Raw genomic sequence first — 16,811 nt, 5'->3', positions numbered from 1 at the left:
TAGGAGCATGGTTTACAGCGTGCTTTTAATTCGCTTTTAACCAGAAATCTTAATTCTTTCAGTGACTAGAGATACAGGAATTATTTTTTCAATAATTCCTGTACTAAGTCACGCCTTTAAAAAATAAAGGAAGAGTAATGGTGAAAACAAAGCAAGAAACGTTGAAGAAAACGAATTTAATCGACAGTCCTTTTTTTAAGGTGTTTGCAAAGAACTACCTGGACTATTTAGGCAATAGTAATCCAACCTCTAATCAATTAGCTGAAATTCAAGCCCTGCTTGCCAGCACTTGGATAAGACAACCGATTTATTTCGACCTGCGTTTAAGCGAGCAGGAAAAGCAATGTCTCTATCTATCTGCACAAGGTAAGGAACTGAAGGAAATTGCGGCTTTTCTAAAGGTATCCATACGACGAGTCACTCAGCATCGACAATCCATCTTTCAAAAATTAAATTGTCGAAATATAACCAGTGCAATTATTGTTGGCTTGCGGTTTGGGGTAATCAGCGTTGAGAATTTATCGATGGAACAGTAGTAAACATAGTTAACGTAGCCTGGGTGAAGGTCTGCAGGACCGCAACCCGGGTTTCACTTCGTTTCACCCAGGCTACTTGCTATGTAATAAATAATATCATTAGAATAAAAATGAGCAGGCCTAGACCCACATTGTGGAAATACATGGAGGTATCAAATGGAAATCGAAAATAAGGCTCAAGTTAAAACTGGAGATAAATTTGGACTCATTGGGTGGTGGGTAAATAAGAATTTAACGGATTCGCCAAATCTGATATATGTAGCAGATCCTGAAGATGGAGTACCAGGACCAGATAGAGTAATTTTTGTCTATTTTGGTAAAAATAAACCAACAACTGATGAAATGCGAAACCTCATTACGTCTACGGTTTTTAGATGGTAGTAAACGTAGCCTGGGTGAAGGTCTGCAGGACCGCAACCCGGGTTTCACTTCGTTTCACCCAGGCTACTTGCTAAGTTTAGATAAAAACTATGGGTTTCTATAGATATTATGCTAACTCCTCAAAATATAAATTCCTGGCAGGTCTGAGACTAAAGAACCACTTTTTTCTCAATTTCCATGGCTGTTGTGTTTTGCACGTCAACTAATCTCGATAGCTCTTGCAAATAATTTTCGTGACCATTTTCTGCTGCGATTGTCTGGACTGTGTTACCGAGTTTATTGGGGATGGTAAAATCTATTTTAGGAAAATATTCATAAATTAAATCTAATAGAGCGATGTCTCCCTTCGCCGCCGACATATGCAAAAGGGCTTCATAGAAGATATGATCCAAATTAGGATATAAATTATTTTTAACTCGTAATTCGCCGGTCACTCTCTGCCAATGCTCTAATAAAATAGCCAGATCAATGGCTAAGAGTTCAGACCAATGGGAAGGCTTGTCAAGTCTCATATTTTTTCTAGTAAAGAATCTTTCTAAATCTTCTTGTACCGCCGCAGAAATATCAGGAAGATAATCCTGGGCCAATTGACACAATGCCTGCATACCTCGTTCAAAGGTATATTTTTCTTCTGATTGCAAAACAGGCAATTTATCATGAGACAGTGCCTTTTCAAGGGTATTATCACCAGAGACCCCAACGACAGAACTGGCAATATGGAATAAATAATCATAATCATGGTCGTTTAGATTAAAATCAGTCAAAATTCTAATTGTTCTCTTAGGTGAAGTAGAACCCGCTGAGTCCAAAACCATCGTTCGACTATTTCCATTCGAATTGATTTCAATGCTAGTAATTCCTAAATCCTTCAAGTGATGGAAATGAGGATCCTGAATCAAGAGTGCTTCAAAAAGAGGGACCAGGATCTCATCTTCGATAACTCTTGTGGCTGATAAACGTACATGACTCGCTTCAAGCTCCTGGGTAAACTCCATCTTACATCGCGGATGAAAAAGATTGTCATAATTATTAATATAAAAAGTAAGATCACTACTGCCAGCCAGAGACGGTTGTTCAAGGCAGAAGTATATAAATTTCATAATACTCATTTGTGATTGTAAGTAAGCTGGGATTAGCTGGTTAGTACGCAGAAACTCTGTGGCGGTTTCTTCTGAGGGTGTCGATTGAGGGTCAGAGTGACCTAGCAGTACACGCATAAAATCAGTATTTTCTAGCGTTAGGATGGCTTCTGCCTTATTCATTTCAAGAGGTGCTTTGATTTTAACGCCATAGCAATAGGTTTTATCCTCTAGCCCCATCCACCGATCATTAATATTTTTTAAAGCACTCACAGGGCGATCTCTCTCATCCACCTGGCTCATGGCACTAAACATCGCTGTGGTACGTAATCCAGCTTGTTCACTAATATTTACGATAGGGATATTCGGTTGGCAAAATTTTAATAAAAGGTCTTTTTGCTCTTTTGTTATGGCAGTTGAAATTTGGAAAATACTCAAAGCTCTGTTAAGCATTTTTTGCAACTTGTTGTTGCTAGCTACAAATTCTTCGAATAAGGGTATCAAATCAGGTGGGTAACGACCATCAACGGTAAATATAAAAGGTTGCAATCCAGGGCAACGCTCTTCAATTTTATTGACGACCATCTGCCTCTTTTCACTAAGACACAACACCAGGGGCACGACTCTGATGCCTAATTGGGTAGTCCAGGGCATAAAGGCTTCCATAATATCCAGCAGGTGATTAAAGTCCCCTATGCCATCGAAATGGATATAATTGGTTAAAATGACAGTCGGTTGCTTTGCTGCGGTGGGAAAAAAAACTGGTCTTTTTTCTCTGCTCATAGGGTAAGATCATTATTTTGAATAATTGTTTAATTATAATCCATTAATTATCTATGCACACAGTGATATTAATGAGTAATAAAAAGAGGCCTGTAGCCAGCAACGGCCTGTACAGTCTGAGCAGCGTGGTTGTTGCTAACAACTCAAGAGTCGGGTTTTGCCAGGACGCTCGCCCCGGTTGCTTGTCAATGGTTAAATCATATTTCAGTTCTTCTCCACAAAATTGTTGAACGAGTTCTAAAATAATCATCATTTCGTGCGCATAGCAGGTGATTAAGATGGGAGCCTTGGCATTTTTATGGACTAGAATATTCCATAAAATTTGAAATAGGTAACCGCATTGAGTCACCAAAAGATTCATGAATTTATGGAGATGGCATTTGTCCCTAATTGCACAGGACAAATTACAAGAGTAGCAAGGCGCTTTGGTTTAGTTGCAGCAGCCGGTGAATTGGCAAGTGGATATAGATTAACCGGTTAGTCTAGTGGTACAGCTCTCTATGCTGTATTGAAGTGTTATCGTGCATGGCTTGATTCGTTTGGTGCACTCGGTAATCGGGATGAGAGAGTTATTTTGTCCCAAGCCAGAGCTTTTTTTGAGTCACATGGTGCCAGTCGTTTTGATAATATTAAAATGCCCAATAATGAACGAATCAATAATCGTGCAGGATTTTACACTACCGCAGACAATGGCGACAGGTTATACATGGTTTTATCGGAAGTATTCAAAAACGAAGTGTGTAAAGGCTTTGATCCCAAAATAGTTGCTCGAGTATTGGTTAATTCTGATTGGCTAATTCCAAGCAATGACGGCAGGACAACTCAAAAGATCCGAGTACGTGGCATAGGGATACCGCGGTTGTATGTTTTTAGCAACCGCATTTGGGATGAAGAATAGCTTAAAATAGCTGGGGACAGCGGGTACATGGGGGACAGTGAGGGAACGTAAGGTATGGAGTTGTCCCTCCAGTAAATAGTGTTTGGGGACAAGATAGAACAGAGAAAATCAGTGTTGATAGGGTTGTCCCCGCGTCCCCGATGTCCCATCAAGTATTAGAGAATAGATAGCGTCCAAAATGGAATATAAGCTCGTCTATTATGGATTATAACTTTTTCCAATATGGATTCTACCACTAGAACTAACGGGTTATGAGCCCGTCAATTGAAAAATAACCGATTGATTATATTTTAAATTTTATCGCAGGAAACCACTACAAATGTCCTACGATGTATAACAGTGCCGTACTCAAATACACAAATTCACCACAGTCCTATATTAGAAACGGGGGTTTTATTTACTCTTAATTAAGTGGGATGTTAAAAATTCTGGATGAAGTAAAATCGAGAGCGATAAAGTTAATAAATGTTGTAAATTAAACTAAGTTAATATAACTTCAATTCCAATGAATTAATTAACCAAAAGATAATATGTTAATCGGATATGCTCGCGTTTCAACAGATGATCAAAATTTAAACTTACAACATGATGCTCTGATTCAGGCTGGATGTGAGAAAATTTTTGATGATCAGATGACAGGAAGTAAAATTGCACGCCCTGGTTTAGACGCAGCTCTTGATTATGCGCGTGAAGGTGATGTAATTGTGGTATGGCGGTTAGATCGTTTAAGCAGGTCTCTAAAAGATTTGATTGACATGGTAGCCTCATTGGACGAAAAGAAAATTGGATTGAAAAGTTTACATGAGTCAATTGATACTTCCTCTAGCTCTGGGAAGTTAATTTTTCATATTTTTGGAGCTTTAGCGGAATTTGAGAGAAATCTCATTCGCGAACGTACTCATGCAGGGCTTCAGGCTGCTAGGGCAAGAGGTCGAAAAGGTGGTCGACCTAAAAAGTTATCAACAGATAAAGCAAAATTAGCAATAAAACTTTATAAAGGAAAAGAGCATAGTATCAAACAAATTTGTGAGTTAATTGGTGTTTCAAAACCAACTCTTTATAAGTATTTGAATAATTGATGAGCAATGAAATCATATAGATTGGTTATCGTTTTTCGCAAAAAATTTTTTACCAGTTACAGTTTTTTTGACTTGACAAAATACTAAAGAATTCTTAGCATCGCGCGAATGATCAAAATATGATCATTTCAAGTAATGGTTTATCTCCACGAGTTTATCAAAGTACTAACTCGACAATAACAATAATAATCCGGGAATGGCTATTTTAATTTAGTTATTAGATGTCGGGGTTTTATGAAAAGAATTTTAATATGCATATTAGTAGCAGTTTCTGCAAATGCTTTTTCATTTTGTACAGGGGGATTTAATGACCCAAATTATCAAGCTTGTATGCAACAAGAAGAATCTAATCGAATACAAAAGGAAATGTTGGAGGTGCAGCGTCAACAATTAGAACAGCAACGGATTGATAACATGATGCGCCAATCTGATATACGAAATAATGATAGATGGTAACTATATGAAAAATATTAAACTAATATCAATATTTCTCTCTTGTATATGTGTTAATACCTCTATATTTGCCCATGAAATTGGTGAGTATTATCAAGGAGGTGTAATTTTTTGGTTAGATGAAAGTAATAATCATGGTTTGATTGCTGCTAGTTCTGATCAAGCGAGAGGCATTAAGTGGGCTAACAGGCAATATACTACCGGTGCAATTCGAGATGGTATTTATGCAGGGAAATTTAATAGCAACCGTATAAGAGAAGCCTTAGGCCCAGCTGGAAATTATGCCGCCAAGGTTGCAGCTTCTTGTAAAGATGGTGGATATAATGATTGGTATTTACCATCAAAATATGAGCTTAATTTAATGTTTAAGCAAAGATATATTATTGGAGAATTTAATGTATATGCTGGCCCAGTCGATTCTAGTTGTAAAGCGTATTGGAGCTCTACTGAAGTTGGAGTAGAACAAGCTTGGTATCAGTTGTTTGATACCGGTAGGGAATTTCATGGTTCCGCAGCTTGTGGGAGAGATGGTGGCTATGGAGGTAACGTTCGGGCGATACGTTCTTTCTAAGATTGAATAGGCTTTATTTTATAATGTAGCTTAAAAGTTTTACTCCTCAAATGAACGGCGTCTTCAGGGTCAGGGCTTGCATCGTGTATTCAACGATCAAAATTAAAGCTCTGACCTCGTAGTTTAGTAAAATATCTATCCCCAATACATTACTATCCTACAAACCCTTTTCATTTAGTACTTAATATACTGGATTGGAGCTTAATTGAGAGTCATTAACAGTAATATTCATTGAGTATTTTTCTAAAATATCAGTAACAATATTTTTGAACCAATTCCCTGATAATGGAGAAATATAAATACTATCTATTAATTTCATTAAGTTAACAGGAAAAGTAATCCCCAAATCGTTATTAACGACGGATAAGTTACCATTAAACTCAGGATGCCAATGTAATACTCTTATTTCATTTTCGTGTTCAAAAGCCTTTTTTTTGTAAAAAAATCTACTCAAAATATTATTTTCAGGTATGAAATCATTTTCTGTTACATATGAAATCATTCCAATTACACAATCACCTTTAATTGATTCGATTAAATTTTTATAAGTACTTCGAATTGCAATGGCACCATCCACAGAACCATATTTTTGCCACATATAGTCAGACTCATAATCGCTTTTGTGCCAACAATTAGCATAAACCCAAGTTGGCATGATTTTAAAATTTAATGATATTTGTTCTAACATGTTTTCTGGTATCTTGTCCTTGTATAGGTCTTTACGAAGAAGAATGTTTTTTTGGGTTGATGCTCCTTCAAAGGGATCACTAAATAAATCAACTCTTGATAAATAAATATTTTGAGTTACAAGTAGCGACATAAATTTGGATAAGCTCATATATCGCCATATATATGCGTCTTTATCTAATGGTTGCTTGGCTAACTGGAAGGGAGTAACAGGCATCGATAAATCCAATAAGTTTATAAAGACTAAAAAAGCAACTGGGGTCCTAGTCAGGGCTTGAATTTTGTATTCAACAATTAAACTAAAGTCCTGATCCCATATTCTCCATTTAATGGCAATTGCTGATTACTATGAGAGAAGAGTTTAATCTAAGAAGGTAAACTAATCTATGCTACCAAGCTATCTTTAGATAGCTCTCATACCTCATGCTCTTTAAATTTAGGATCCGGGGCAGTGGGGTCAGGGCTTGAATTTTGATTGTTGAATACAAAATTCAAACCCTGACCCCATAGTTCGTATTTTTGTATGGTGATGAACTTGAATTGATGAGCAAGGCTACCCTGGCTATTTAATTTTCTTCAGGGGTTTTACAGTGTATATACCATCCGAATCTCGAGCTATTATTCCATATTGCTCTCCAGTAATTTCTACTGTTTCTATCCCTATTTTTTTGTCATCAGAAGGCATTTTATCGATTTCAATTTTTTTTAATATTAAGCGTCCTAGCTGAATAATCCCAGAGGGAACATACGTATGTTCCCTAGAATGAATTTTATGGAGCCTATCATCTAGTATGTTCAATCTAATCCAACGAGATAAATTCCATAAGGTTATAAATCCCCCATAGTCTTGCCATTTCAATTTTTCCTTATGAAGATTACTTGTATTTAATCGAATTATATTTGGAATTTCATATCTTTTGTTTTTATCTTCGTCTTGAAAACTCCATATTGGAATATATGGATTATGCGTATATGCATGCCTAATATAACGCGAGATTTGGTATGCAGCGTTTATGGATTCATCGTTTCTATCAGAAGAAGTTGTGCATTTTAAAATTGCTTCATAAGCATGGATACTCCACGCATAGGTAATAGCGTGCTCTAAAAAAGCAGCTGCTTTATTAGCTTCTTTCATATTCAGCTGGATTTCCCTCCCTTCTAATTGGTTATTACCAAAAATCCAAAGATCTGGAACGTTTAGTGGTTGATTTTGGAGGCTGCAAGCCAGACGAACAGAAACCATTAGTCGAAATTGCATTTCTGCACGATATAATGATTTGATATGTTCCTCTTTTGGATTAGGCTTCTTCGCTGTCATAATTTTCTTAATTTGAATAAACAAGATTTACTGACTAAATTATAGTCATTTCAGAGTGCTTTGCACTTTGAGATAGATAACGTACCTTATCCATCACAAACAGGGTATAATTGGAAAAAAATAAAAATGTGACCCTATGAATTTACTGGACGAACAAAATTCAAAAAATCGAAAGTTTGTGATAGATAAGATTTTCCATCCCTTGGATGGTCATTTTGATACCAATTCCCTGTCCGCTTGGTTGTCCTATTATTACTCAGTGCATGTGAAAGGAGCCCCTGAAAAAACTGAACAGGCCAAAATGAAAGATTTGGCGAAATTTATAAATTTCTTTCAAATGGAAGTAGGGCATGATTTGGTGGATAGTTGGACGCCGGCTGTTAGTAAACATTTTCAAAAGCATTTATGTAAAACCATTTCTGAGAAAACTGGAAAACCCTATAAGGCCACATCTATTAATAGAACGATGGCAACCATTCGTCACGTAGGTCGTTGGCTTCATCAACAACGTCCCTTATTAGCAGGTGATCCGTTAGCACAGGTCAAAGATTTACAAACCGATGCGCCGGATTGGAATGGATTAACTTCAAAACAACTAATGCGTTTAAAATCAGCTTGCGAGCAGCGACTTAAAGGCTGCACTCGCAAGAATCAAAATCCATTAATGGAAACAGCTCTTTTTTATGTCTTACTTGGCACGGGGCTTCGTGAATCAGAAGTAGTTTCCTTAAATGTCGGTCAATATAGACAGGAAGGCTTATGTGATGTTTCACGCCATAAGTCAAATCGTATTAGTCAAAAAATTCCATTGCCGAAGGAAAGTAGGATGTACTTAGAAGAATATCTGGAGAAAAGAGGAGCTCAGGATGATGAGCCTTTATTTATAACAAGGTATGGGACACGCCTACAAACCTTAGATGTTTACCGAATTTGTCAGCGGGTGTTAAAGCAAGCCTTGGCATTTTTACCAGAGCAAGAAAAGTTTGATTTTACGCCACATAAACTGCGACATACTTTCTTAAAGAAAGTTACAGACAAACATGGTGTTCATTTTGCTCAAGAGCTTAGTGGTAATGTGTCCATTAAAGAAATATTTAGATATGCCAAGCCGAGTCAAGATGAGATACAGTTGACAATTGAGGAGCTATTCTGAGCTTGAACAGCATGTTTCATATATGCGGGATATAATTCATAAATAGCGGTTAATTAAACTAATATCCGAATAATGATATTACTATAATCTTTGATCGTTAATTGAAAATTATCATGAGGATAAGTAATGAACGATTTCAAACTCCATTCGTTTGGTTCGAAATCTCAAGAGGATAGAGTAATTATTTATCTGGATATCTTGGGTTTTAAAGACTTCATAGAAAATATGACGTCTGAGCAAGAAAACGCATTACTTCGGGTATATCATTCTTTTAGACCGAGCGCAGGCCATAGGAGGAAAGATGGTCTTACTGAGCTATCATTTACCTTCTTTTCAGACACAATTGTTTTTTCTTGGCCTGTCAATTATGTATCTAATTCTCTACTGATAGCTGTACATCAAGCAGAAATTTTACAAAGGACTCTATTTATAAACCTTAACCTACTTTCCAGAGGTGTCATTCATATAGGGAAGCTTTACCACAATCATCCTATTATTTATGGGCAAGGATTAATCGAGGCCTATTCATATGAAAAGGAAAAAATTATAGATCCTAAAGTTATAATAACAGAGGAAGCTAGGTCTTTTTTTTCACCTATTGATTTGGGTGATGTGAGGTATGGGGGTAAGTTAATTGCCGATTCAGATAATTATTACATTAACCTCCTAAATTTCCTTATAAATGAAAGCGCTAGAGATGATGTTTTAGCTTATAAAAGCATTATAGAATCAAATATAAATACACTTAAGTCAGAAAGGACGAGAGCAAAATGGGTTTGGTTTGGAAGGGAATTTGATCGGCTAGTTTTACTGTGGCACTCCCTTCCGGGAATTAACTGCTAAGGTAGAGGGCATAACCAACATACAAATTCCCTATCTATAAATTTTAAAAATAGTATATCTATACCGTGGTTTTACTGAACTCTCTTAGAAACTACAACTTTCGTCGAATTGCTGAAACTTTGATAATGAAATGGGAATCTGAAAGAGGGTAGGGTAGTAGGTAATGGGGTTCTCTGGAAGAATCGACAAAAAGTGGCATTAAAGTTGTTATTGGACTAAAATTGCCGCGCTGATCAAAAAGAAGGCATAATATAAAGGTCGACCTTGGTGTTAAAAATAAAAACTCTGCCTCAAATCCCGTATAAGTTAATGGTCATAATAAAGTCACTTACCATATACAATTTTAAATTGTTAATGGGGTTTGCCATTAATACTAAATTTATTGAGGCAAAAAATGCAATTATCAAAATTCATACTTATTCTTATCAGCAGTTTTTTTTTCATTAACACAGCATTTTCCCAAGAAAAACCCATTGAGCCAAAAACCATTGCACTTAACTCAGAAGAACAAGTTAAAACTATTTTACGTAATTTTTCTTTGTTAAATTGGGAATCTAAAGAGAAAAATCTCCCCATTGTTCTTGATAAAATTAACCAAGTTAAATCTAAAGACGAGAAGAGCTTACTTCTTGCCCGACTTTATACAATATTTCCTGGAAAAAATGACACTAACTTAAATAAGGCACATGAATTAATAGAAAATTACTTGAAAATGCATCCTGAATCACATGAAGGGTATTTAATTTATGCAAGAATAATAAGGGAAGAACATGACCTTGATTTTTTTCGTTATAGAGTGGCACCTAGTACACAAGAAATCCAAGAAAATATAAATTACCGTAAGAATGCATTATTTAATATCGAAAAGTCCTTAAAGATCAAACAAACTGCAGAAGGATATCTGCTTAAAGCTGTATTTAGCGACGGTGATGAAAGAATTGAATTACTTGAGAAATCGATCTCTCTAGATTCTAATTATTATGAAGCATGGCGAGAATTGATTTACGAATTAAAGTCTAGGCATCGTTATGATGAAGCGCTTTCTCGGCTTGGTGAATGGATAAAATCCTCGCAAGCAACCGAGCTGAAAATTGAAATACTTAGAAAATTTGCCGGGGTTTTAAAAGATCAAAGAGAACCAAAAAAGGCTATTCAAGTCTTAAATTATGCATTGTCAGCTAGGAAAAAAACTGGAACGAATGGGCTTGAAACAAGCTATTCTGGTATTGACGGCATATATCTGGATCTGGCTCGTGCTTATAAAGATGCTAAAGATACTCAGCATTCAGTAGAATATTATCAAAAATACTTAGTACTTGATCCTAAGTCTTGGTATGTACGTTTTGAATTGGCAAAGCTGTATCATGATCACGGGCTAGTAAATAAAGCAATAACTCAATACGAGCAAGTTCTTGCATATCATGAAAATGATACTTCGGCGATATACAATCTTGGTTTACTTTATGAAAAAATAGATGAGGAGAAGGCCAAAGAGTTATTTATTAAGTATATAAAATTAGAAATTAACAAAGAAGACGAAGATTCAATCAAATGGGTTGAGCGTGCTAAATCAGAACTTCAGTTAATGGGTGTTTATAATTATCCTCAAAGTAAAAAAGAGCTAAAATATCTAGAATCTAAATCCAGCAGCTTTAGTAAATGGCTATTTCTCTTATTACTTCTTCCATTTTTCTGGAAATATAAAAAAGCAACTAGGTTCATTATCGTGTCTTCAATGACAGCGGCGGTAGTTTTTATAAGCATTATTGAAGCTGAGGCCTCTAATCCAAGCTTAGTGAAAGCATTTCTCTATTTTATTCCAGTAATTTGCACAGGCACATTTTTATTATATGTTTTTAGGAAACAACAATAATGTATCTTTCGAGCTTTAAGGCCTCATGTGTACGTCGGAGGTATTTCTGAACTATATTAGAAACGTCTACTTCCATCGATTTTATGAGACTTTGAAAATGATATGAAAATCTGAAGAGGGTAGGGTGGTAGTCATTGGAATTCTCTTATAACATCCTTCCCCTTTCTCAAGTACCGGTCGTTTTTTGAGATCCCAAGCTGATTATAGATGTTAGTAATAATGATTAGTAGCAGTGGATGATTTCATATGGGGCACCAGGGTAATCTGACTATACTTATATGAGATTGGTTCTACAAGAATGGAGTCTTTCATGGGACTTATCGAACCACATGCTCTTCTTTTGAGAGCTCCCCGAGAGAAGCAATTACTGTATAAAATCATGACAATTGAAAATTTAATCCGTTCAATTTTAGGTGAGTATTTATATTTTAACCGAGTGGATAGTTATAAGGATTTCAAAAATGCTGATCCAAACGATGGAGAACAATTACCTTTAGAGAGAATAATCAACGAAAGATCATATTTTGAAAAAGATCCCTCTTTTAGTGGTGCGAATTATTATGATCGGGCACGCAGTAGAACTTATGCTTGCTGCTTTTCTTTAGAAAACTCAGACTTCATATGGCGAAATTATGGAAAAGGAGGAAAAAAAGGGAAAGTTTGTTTAGTATTTGATTTTGGAAAATTAAGAGCTACTTTGAATCAAAGTCTACAAGCTTCTAATGTACATTTTCAATACAACGGACATCAATGCAATCAAATTTTTGATATAAACTATGGCCTTGTAGATTATGTTAGAAGAGATAAAGTTCAAAGTGACTTTAAATATTTACGAAATCCTATTGAATATATTTATATAAAAGATAAGAGACATAAAAACGACAATGAATTACGAATTTCTTTATCCGCACTTGGTTGGGGATCTTTCAAATTAAACGACGGAACTTTAATTGTATTTCCATCAAGCTTATTCATGGCGTTTGATTATAGAACCGCAATTAACAATAAAACTATTGTGAAAATATTAGCTAAGAAAGAGGAGGAACTTGATTGTTTTGAATTTATAAAAAATTTTCGTGTCACTTCGGAATTATAATCAATATTTATTCCACCAAAAATATACAGAGTCCGTGAGATAAAGCATGACAAAAGAATTAACAAGACCACTTTGGTATGATGATGAGTTTTACAACAAAATTTTAACGCCTGAAGAATGGTTATATGAAGTCTGGAAAAGGTATCAATTTAACCAAGGTAACATTGGTCTCTCGCACTCAGTTCACCAACTCCCAATAAAGGAACAAGAAGAATGCTTTCGTGAGTTTATATTAGCCAAAGAGATTGATAAATTTCTAAATTTTTTCGTTACGGCTTCACCACCTCAACCAATAAGATATCCCTCAGTCAGCGATATATTCATAATGTACCATTTACTTATAAACACAGACTGGTACAAAAATAATACCAATCGTGAGGCGTTTGAAAGTGCTATATCTAAAATCATCAATAAAGAAGGCTTATCGCGAGAGCAGAACCTTGCTTTTCACGAAATGTACAAGACACCGTGGTGCATATTCTACGAAAACCATCAACAAGATAGTTGGTGTCCCAAAAAAGAAATAGAGTGCTTGACTGGGAATTCTCTCTCTTTTGACCCAGGATATGTAAAAGAAGACACAATTACTATTTTAAAAGAGAAACTTAACTCATGGATTGGTAAGATTCAACGCATTGAAGTTCAATTTGATAGCTGGCAAGACAGAAAAATATTAGCAGTATTTGACTTAAGAATTTGGTTTAAAATGCAAGGGATTAAAATTACGAATATAGGAATACATAAACTTATATGGCCTAAGGATAGAATTTCTAATTCAAGTAAGGAAGGTGTCAATCGGGATGACGATATTAAACACAGTATTAAGTTGGTAAACAAAGTAATTGATAGAAGCGTTATAAGCTCACTTTTAATGATGTGTGAGGCTAGAAAATTTAAAAATGAAGCGACGGCCATCTAATTGGTCATTTATCTCTAGGAATAAAATCTTGTAGTTTTCATTCCGAGACTAATCGATTATTTTTTTTCAAAATTGCCATATGCCTAACTTTAATTAGAGGAAATGCTATGGCAGTTATTGATTTAAGTGATTCTAATACGGTAGAGAAGTCATTTACAAAAAGGTGTGTGCAATATATGTGGGGCGCCACCTATTATTTTCCTCGATGCCCAGACAGCATAGGAATAAATCCTCTTGAAGCTTATTTTAAGAATTTAAAAAAGAGGGCTATTTTTGCTTATAATGACGATTCTCCAAAATTAATAATAGTTGAATTTGTAAGAATTAAGAACAATTCAGTAATTTTATTACTCTGCGAAAGAGAGGGAGTAATGTGTGAGAGCGAAGGCTTTAAACCCTGGTTAATTGCTGAAATTACATTTGAGAATAATTTTTTTGTTCATTCTAACCTTGGCTCATATTTTGAGAAAGACGAGGCTGACAAAGAATTTTGTTTCAAGCAAGGACGGGAAGAAACTGTACACAATATAATTGATTTCCTTTAAGAAAGCGTATGAGCATAAATGGATGGCTTTGTATGTTTCAAAATACATTGTGATATAGCCCCACTGGGGTTGACAAAAAACCCCATTGGGGCTAATATAAATTATGAAAACGACAAACACATTACAGGTAGTTGTAGAGACGCCGGAATTTTTAAAACAGGCAATGACCTGCATGGATGAAGCCAGTCGGAAGTCTTTTATCGATTTTATTGCAGCGAATCCTTTAAAAGGGGATTTAATTGTAGGAACGGGAGGCGCGAGAAAAGTGCGTTGGGCTTCTGATGCTCATACTGGGAAAAGTGGCGGTGTGAGGATAATTTACTATTATCATAATCAACAGATGCCAATTTTTCTCTTTACAGTGTATGGGAAAAACCAGAAAGCAAACCTCTCGCAACAAGAGCGAAATTTAGTGAAAACAATTATTTCACATATTGTGGATACTTATGGAGGAACTTCTCATGAGTGATGTAGGAAAAAGTTTAATTCAGGGCGCAATGGAAGCTCTAGAGTACGCAAAGGGTCAAACAAAGGGCCATAAAGCTCATAAAGTTAGTGTGCCGGCTCAGGTAGATGTTGCCGAAATTAGAAAAAAACTACATATGAGCCGCCAGCAATTTTCAGAAGAGTTTGGCTTCAGTGTTCGTACTCTGGAAAAATGGGAAAGAGGGGAGCGTTTGCCGGAAGCGCCTGCACGGGCTTATTTAACAGTAATTTCTCAAAATCCTGTTGCTGTTGTTGATGCATTGAAGAGAGCGGGTTAAGGGAGCTATTAACCCAATTAAGTCTGATTAATCGTAAAATCAGTTATTAGCTAAAAGATATCTATTGTAGGAGAAAATATTGCATTTAAAAAATAACAGATATAAAAGAAGGGTAGGGAGTAATGGAGTGGCCAACCGACATACGCAAGTAGCTAAGTCTTATTCTTACGTGATTCATAAGCGTACTTCCATCACTATTACAGGCTGTGATTTAAATTCATCCATGCCGATTTTCTTCCATCCAAACCGCCGATAGTATTCCGTTATCGCAGGATCAAAAGTAAATAAATAAATTTTTTCAAAGCCTAGCTCTTTTGCTTTTTCGATTGCGACATCAAGCAACATTTTTCCTATTCCCTGTCTTTGATATTTTTGATCAACTACCAAATCACCAATCCAAGGTCCTAAACCAGGACGAATTCCACCGTTTAATTCCAACGTGCATGAACCAACAGGTATTCTGAATTCTCCATATAATGCAATGTATGTAAGAGGCATATCTTGGTTCAGTTCTTTGTAAGACAAAGATTCAATTTCTTCTATTCCAATCTCTGGCATCCAAATTTTACCTAAAACCTCATACCAAATATTCGAAAGTGCTGGTATGGCTTGCGGATTGTTTTTTAGAAGGTCAATTTTGATCATAAAAATTCACAAAAAATATCGATAATTAACACCAAATTGTACATGCTAGGGTAGGGAGTTCGTCAAATAAGCCCGTTAAGTCTGATTACTGTGATAATCGAATCTATTATGTAAATGACCCCAGGTACTTTGATAGTCTCGTTACGGAACCGGAGTGTGTATTCCATTTATTCATCCTCGCACATCAAGCTTCCTCAAATCGCACCCAAGAGCGCAATATACAAACTTTCGTTTGTTTGCTAATAACACACTTAACAATCTTTTACGGATAAGGATTTTTCTATCAAAGCAACCGATGGATTCATTCACTGAGGGAATTCTATGTCGGTTGCAAACAACAAGCAAAATTTATCGACTTCAACTGATAAGAGTATCAATTGTCCCTCCTGTCCCAAACTAACTTTGGGAAAAGGGACGTTTATAATTCAATACGAGTATGGGATTCCCACGCATCCCTTTTGTACCCTAAATTAGGAGGAAAGCTCACAAAGCTTGTTATCTTTCTGTGCATATTAAGAAAGCAAGAGAATGCTATTCAGAGTAATGATAGGAATAGAAACGCAGTTGTATATTGAAACTCTTTGGAGCATGGTTTACAGCGTGCTTTTAATTCGCTTTTAACCAGAAATCTTAATTCTTTCAGCGACTAGAGATACAGGAATTATTTTTTCAATAATTCCTGTACTAAGTCACGCCTTTAAAAAATAAAGGAAGAATAATGGTGAAAACAAAGCAAGAAATCTTAAGAAAAATGAATTTAATTGATAGTCCCTTTTTTAAAGTGTTTGCAAAGAACTATCTGGACTATTTAGGCAATAGTAATCCAACCTCTCAACAATTAGCTGAAATTCAAGCGCTGCTTGCCAGCACTTGGATGCGACAACCAATTTATTTCGACCTACGTTTAAGTGAGCAGGAAAAGCAATGTCTCTATCTCTCTGCACAAGGTAAGGAACTGAAGGAAATTGCGGCTTTTCTAAAGGTATCCATACGAAGAGTGACTCAGCATCGACAATCCATCTTTCAAAAATTAAATTGTCGAAACATAACCAGTGCCATTATTGTTGGCTTGCGGTTTGGGGTAATCAACGCTGAGAATTTATCGATAGAACCGTAGTAAACGTAGCCTGGGTGAAGGTCTGCAGGACCGCAACCCGGGTTTCACTTCGTTTCACCCAGGCTACTTGC

General features: G+C 35.9%; 21 protein-coding genes. 16 read left to right on the top strand and 5 right to left on the bottom strand.

Annotated elements, in window-relative coordinates; translation table 11 throughout:
* Window positions 1-137 precede the first annotated feature (137 nt).
* Both DYC89_RS12375 and DYC89_RS12370 read left to right on the top strand, forming a co-directional pair.
* A complete protein-coding gene (locus DYC89_RS12375; RefSeq protein ID WP_115222062.1) occupies window positions 138-536 on the top strand; it encodes a response regulator transcription factor in 399 nt (132 codons plus the stop codon).
* Window positions 537-692: 156 nt separating this feature from the next.
* Window positions 693-917 (top strand): hypothetical protein, encoded by a 225-nt coding sequence (locus DYC89_RS12370; RefSeq protein WP_115222061.1) that lies wholly within the window; start codon window positions 693-695, stop codon window positions 915-917.
* Window positions 918-1,066: 149 nt separating this feature from the next.
* On the opposite strand, the gene DYC89_RS12365 is transcribed toward DYC89_RS12370, so the two are convergent.
* Together DYC89_RS12365 and DYC89_RS12360 are read right to left on the bottom strand one after the other, a co-directional pair.
* On the bottom strand, window positions 1,067-2,779 hold the full coding sequence (locus DYC89_RS12365) for an ankyrin repeat domain-containing protein (protein WP_115222060.1): 1,713 nt from the start codon (window positions 2,777-2,779) through the stop codon (window positions 1,067-1,069).
* Window positions 2,780-2,822: 43 nt separating this feature from the next.
* Window positions 2,823-3,032, bottom strand: a complete 210-nt coding sequence (locus DYC89_RS12360) for a hypothetical protein (RefSeq protein WP_147285507.1) — start codon at window positions 3,030-3,032, stop codon at window positions 2,823-2,825.
* 87 nt (window positions 3,033-3,119) lie between these two features.
* Here DYC89_RS12360 and DYC89_RS16890 point away from each other — a divergent pair, with 87 nt between their 5' ends.
* The 5 genes from DYC89_RS16890 (at window position 3,120) to DYC89_RS12340 (ending at window position 5,780) form a co-directional block, all read left to right on the top strand.
* Window positions 3,120-3,260 carry a hypothetical protein gene (locus tag DYC89_RS16890; RefSeq protein ID WP_181879394.1) on the top strand — a complete coding sequence of 47 codons (141 nt, stop codon included), beginning with the start codon at window positions 3,120-3,122 and terminating at the stop codon, window positions 3,258-3,260.
* A 93-nt stretch (window positions 3,261-3,353) separates the two neighbouring features.
* Window positions 3,354-3,677 (top strand): hypothetical protein, encoded by a 324-nt coding sequence (locus DYC89_RS16885; RefSeq protein WP_115222058.1) that lies wholly within the window; start codon window positions 3,354-3,356, stop codon window positions 3,675-3,677.
* A gap of 530 nt (window positions 3,678-4,207) precedes the next feature.
* Window positions 4,208-4,756 carry a recombinase family protein gene (locus DYC89_RS12350; RefSeq protein ID WP_115222057.1) on the top strand — a complete coding sequence of 183 codons (549 nt, stop codon included), beginning with the start codon at window positions 4,208-4,210 and terminating at the stop codon, window positions 4,754-4,756.
* A gap of 234 nt (window positions 4,757-4,990) precedes the next feature.
* On the top strand, window positions 4,991-5,212 hold the full coding sequence (locus DYC89_RS12345; protein WP_115222056.1) for a hypothetical protein: 222 nt from the start codon (window positions 4,991-4,993) through the stop codon (window positions 5,210-5,212).
* 4 nt (window positions 5,213-5,216) lie between these two features.
* A complete protein-coding gene (locus DYC89_RS12340; protein ID WP_181879393.1) occupies window positions 5,217-5,780 on the top strand; it encodes a DUF1566 domain-containing protein in 564 nt (187 codons plus the stop codon).
* 181 nt (window positions 5,781-5,961) lie between these two features.
* Here DYC89_RS12340 and DYC89_RS12335 read toward each other — a convergent pair whose 3' ends face one another.
* Both DYC89_RS12335 and DYC89_RS12330 read right to left on the bottom strand, forming a co-directional pair.
* Entirely contained in the window at window positions 5,962-6,684 is a 723-nt protein-coding gene (locus tag DYC89_RS12335; protein WP_115222054.1) for a hypothetical protein, read from the bottom strand.
* Window positions 6,685-7,029: 345 nt separating this feature from the next.
* A complete protein-coding gene (locus DYC89_RS12330) occupies window positions 7,030-7,785 on the bottom strand; it encodes a hypothetical protein (RefSeq protein WP_115222053.1) in 756 nt (251 codons plus the stop codon).
* Between the two features lie 136 nt (window positions 7,786-7,921).
* Between DYC89_RS12330 and DYC89_RS12320 the strand changes: the two genes are divergently transcribed.
* The 8 genes from DYC89_RS12320 to DYC89_RS12285 all read left to right on the top strand — a co-directional run bounded on the left by DYC89_RS12320 (window position 7,922) and on the right by DYC89_RS12285 (window position 14,978).
* Window positions 7,922-8,938, top strand: a complete 1,017-nt coding sequence (locus tag DYC89_RS12320; RefSeq protein ID WP_181879392.1) for a tyrosine-type recombinase/integrase — start codon at window positions 7,922-7,924, stop codon at window positions 8,936-8,938.
* 126 nt (window positions 8,939-9,064) lie between these two features.
* Window positions 9,065-9,781, top strand: coding sequence for a hypothetical protein (locus DYC89_RS12315; RefSeq protein WP_115222052.1), 717 nt, complete (start codon window positions 9,065-9,067; stop codon window positions 9,779-9,781).
* A gap of 394 nt (window positions 9,782-10,175) precedes the next feature.
* The gene (locus DYC89_RS12310) at window positions 10,176-11,654 is read left to right on the top strand and encodes a tetratricopeptide repeat protein (protein ID WP_115222051.1); all 1,479 of its coding nucleotides are present in this window, start codon (window positions 10,176-10,178) and stop codon (window positions 11,652-11,654) included.
* 310 nt (window positions 11,655-11,964) lie between these two features.
* Window positions 11,965-12,750 (top strand): DUF2971 domain-containing protein, encoded by a 786-nt coding sequence (locus DYC89_RS12305; RefSeq protein WP_181879391.1) that lies wholly within the window; start codon window positions 11,965-11,967, stop codon window positions 12,748-12,750.
* Between the two features lie 46 nt (window positions 12,751-12,796).
* Window positions 12,797-13,669 (top strand): hypothetical protein, encoded by an 873-nt coding sequence (locus tag DYC89_RS12300; protein ID WP_115222050.1) that lies wholly within the window; start codon window positions 12,797-12,799, stop codon window positions 13,667-13,669.
* 107 nt (window positions 13,670-13,776) lie between these two features.
* Window positions 13,777-14,214, top strand: a complete 438-nt coding sequence (locus DYC89_RS12295) for a hypothetical protein (RefSeq protein ID WP_115222049.1) — start codon at window positions 13,777-13,779, stop codon at window positions 14,212-14,214.
* Between the two features lie 103 nt (window positions 14,215-14,317).
* Window positions 14,318-14,683 (top strand): type II toxin-antitoxin system RelE/ParE family toxin, encoded by a 366-nt coding sequence (locus DYC89_RS12290; RefSeq protein WP_115222048.1) that lies wholly within the window; start codon window positions 14,318-14,320, stop codon window positions 14,681-14,683.
* Window positions 14,676-14,978 carry a helix-turn-helix domain-containing protein gene (locus DYC89_RS12285; RefSeq protein ID WP_115222047.1) on the top strand — a complete coding sequence of 101 codons (303 nt, stop codon included), beginning with the start codon at window positions 14,676-14,678 and terminating at the stop codon, window positions 14,976-14,978. Before DYC89_RS12290 ends, DYC89_RS12285 begins: the two co-directional genes overlap by 8 nt.
* Before the next feature lie 174 nt (window positions 14,979-15,152).
* On the opposite strand, the gene DYC89_RS12280 is transcribed toward DYC89_RS12285, so the two are convergent.
* Complete coding sequence (locus DYC89_RS12280) at window positions 15,153-15,623, bottom strand: GNAT family N-acetyltransferase (protein ID WP_115222046.1); 471 nt, start codon at window positions 15,621-15,623, stop codon at window positions 15,153-15,155.
* A gap of 718 nt (window positions 15,624-16,341) precedes the next feature.
* Here DYC89_RS12280 and DYC89_RS12275 point away from each other — a divergent pair.
* Window positions 16,342-16,740: a response regulator transcription factor gene (locus DYC89_RS12275; RefSeq protein WP_115222045.1), complete on the top strand. Its 399-nt coding sequence runs from the start codon at window positions 16,342-16,344 to the stop codon at window positions 16,738-16,740.
* The last annotated feature ends 71 nt before the right edge of the window (window positions 16,741-16,811 follow it).

It is taken from the genome of Legionella donaldsonii, assembly GCF_900452385.1.
GTDB classification, from domain to species: domain Bacteria; phylum Pseudomonadota; class Gammaproteobacteria; order Legionellales; family Legionellaceae; genus Tatlockia; species Tatlockia donaldsonii.
Note: the sequence above shows the minus strand (reverse complement) of the source record. Positions and strands in the feature narration are given on the sequence as shown.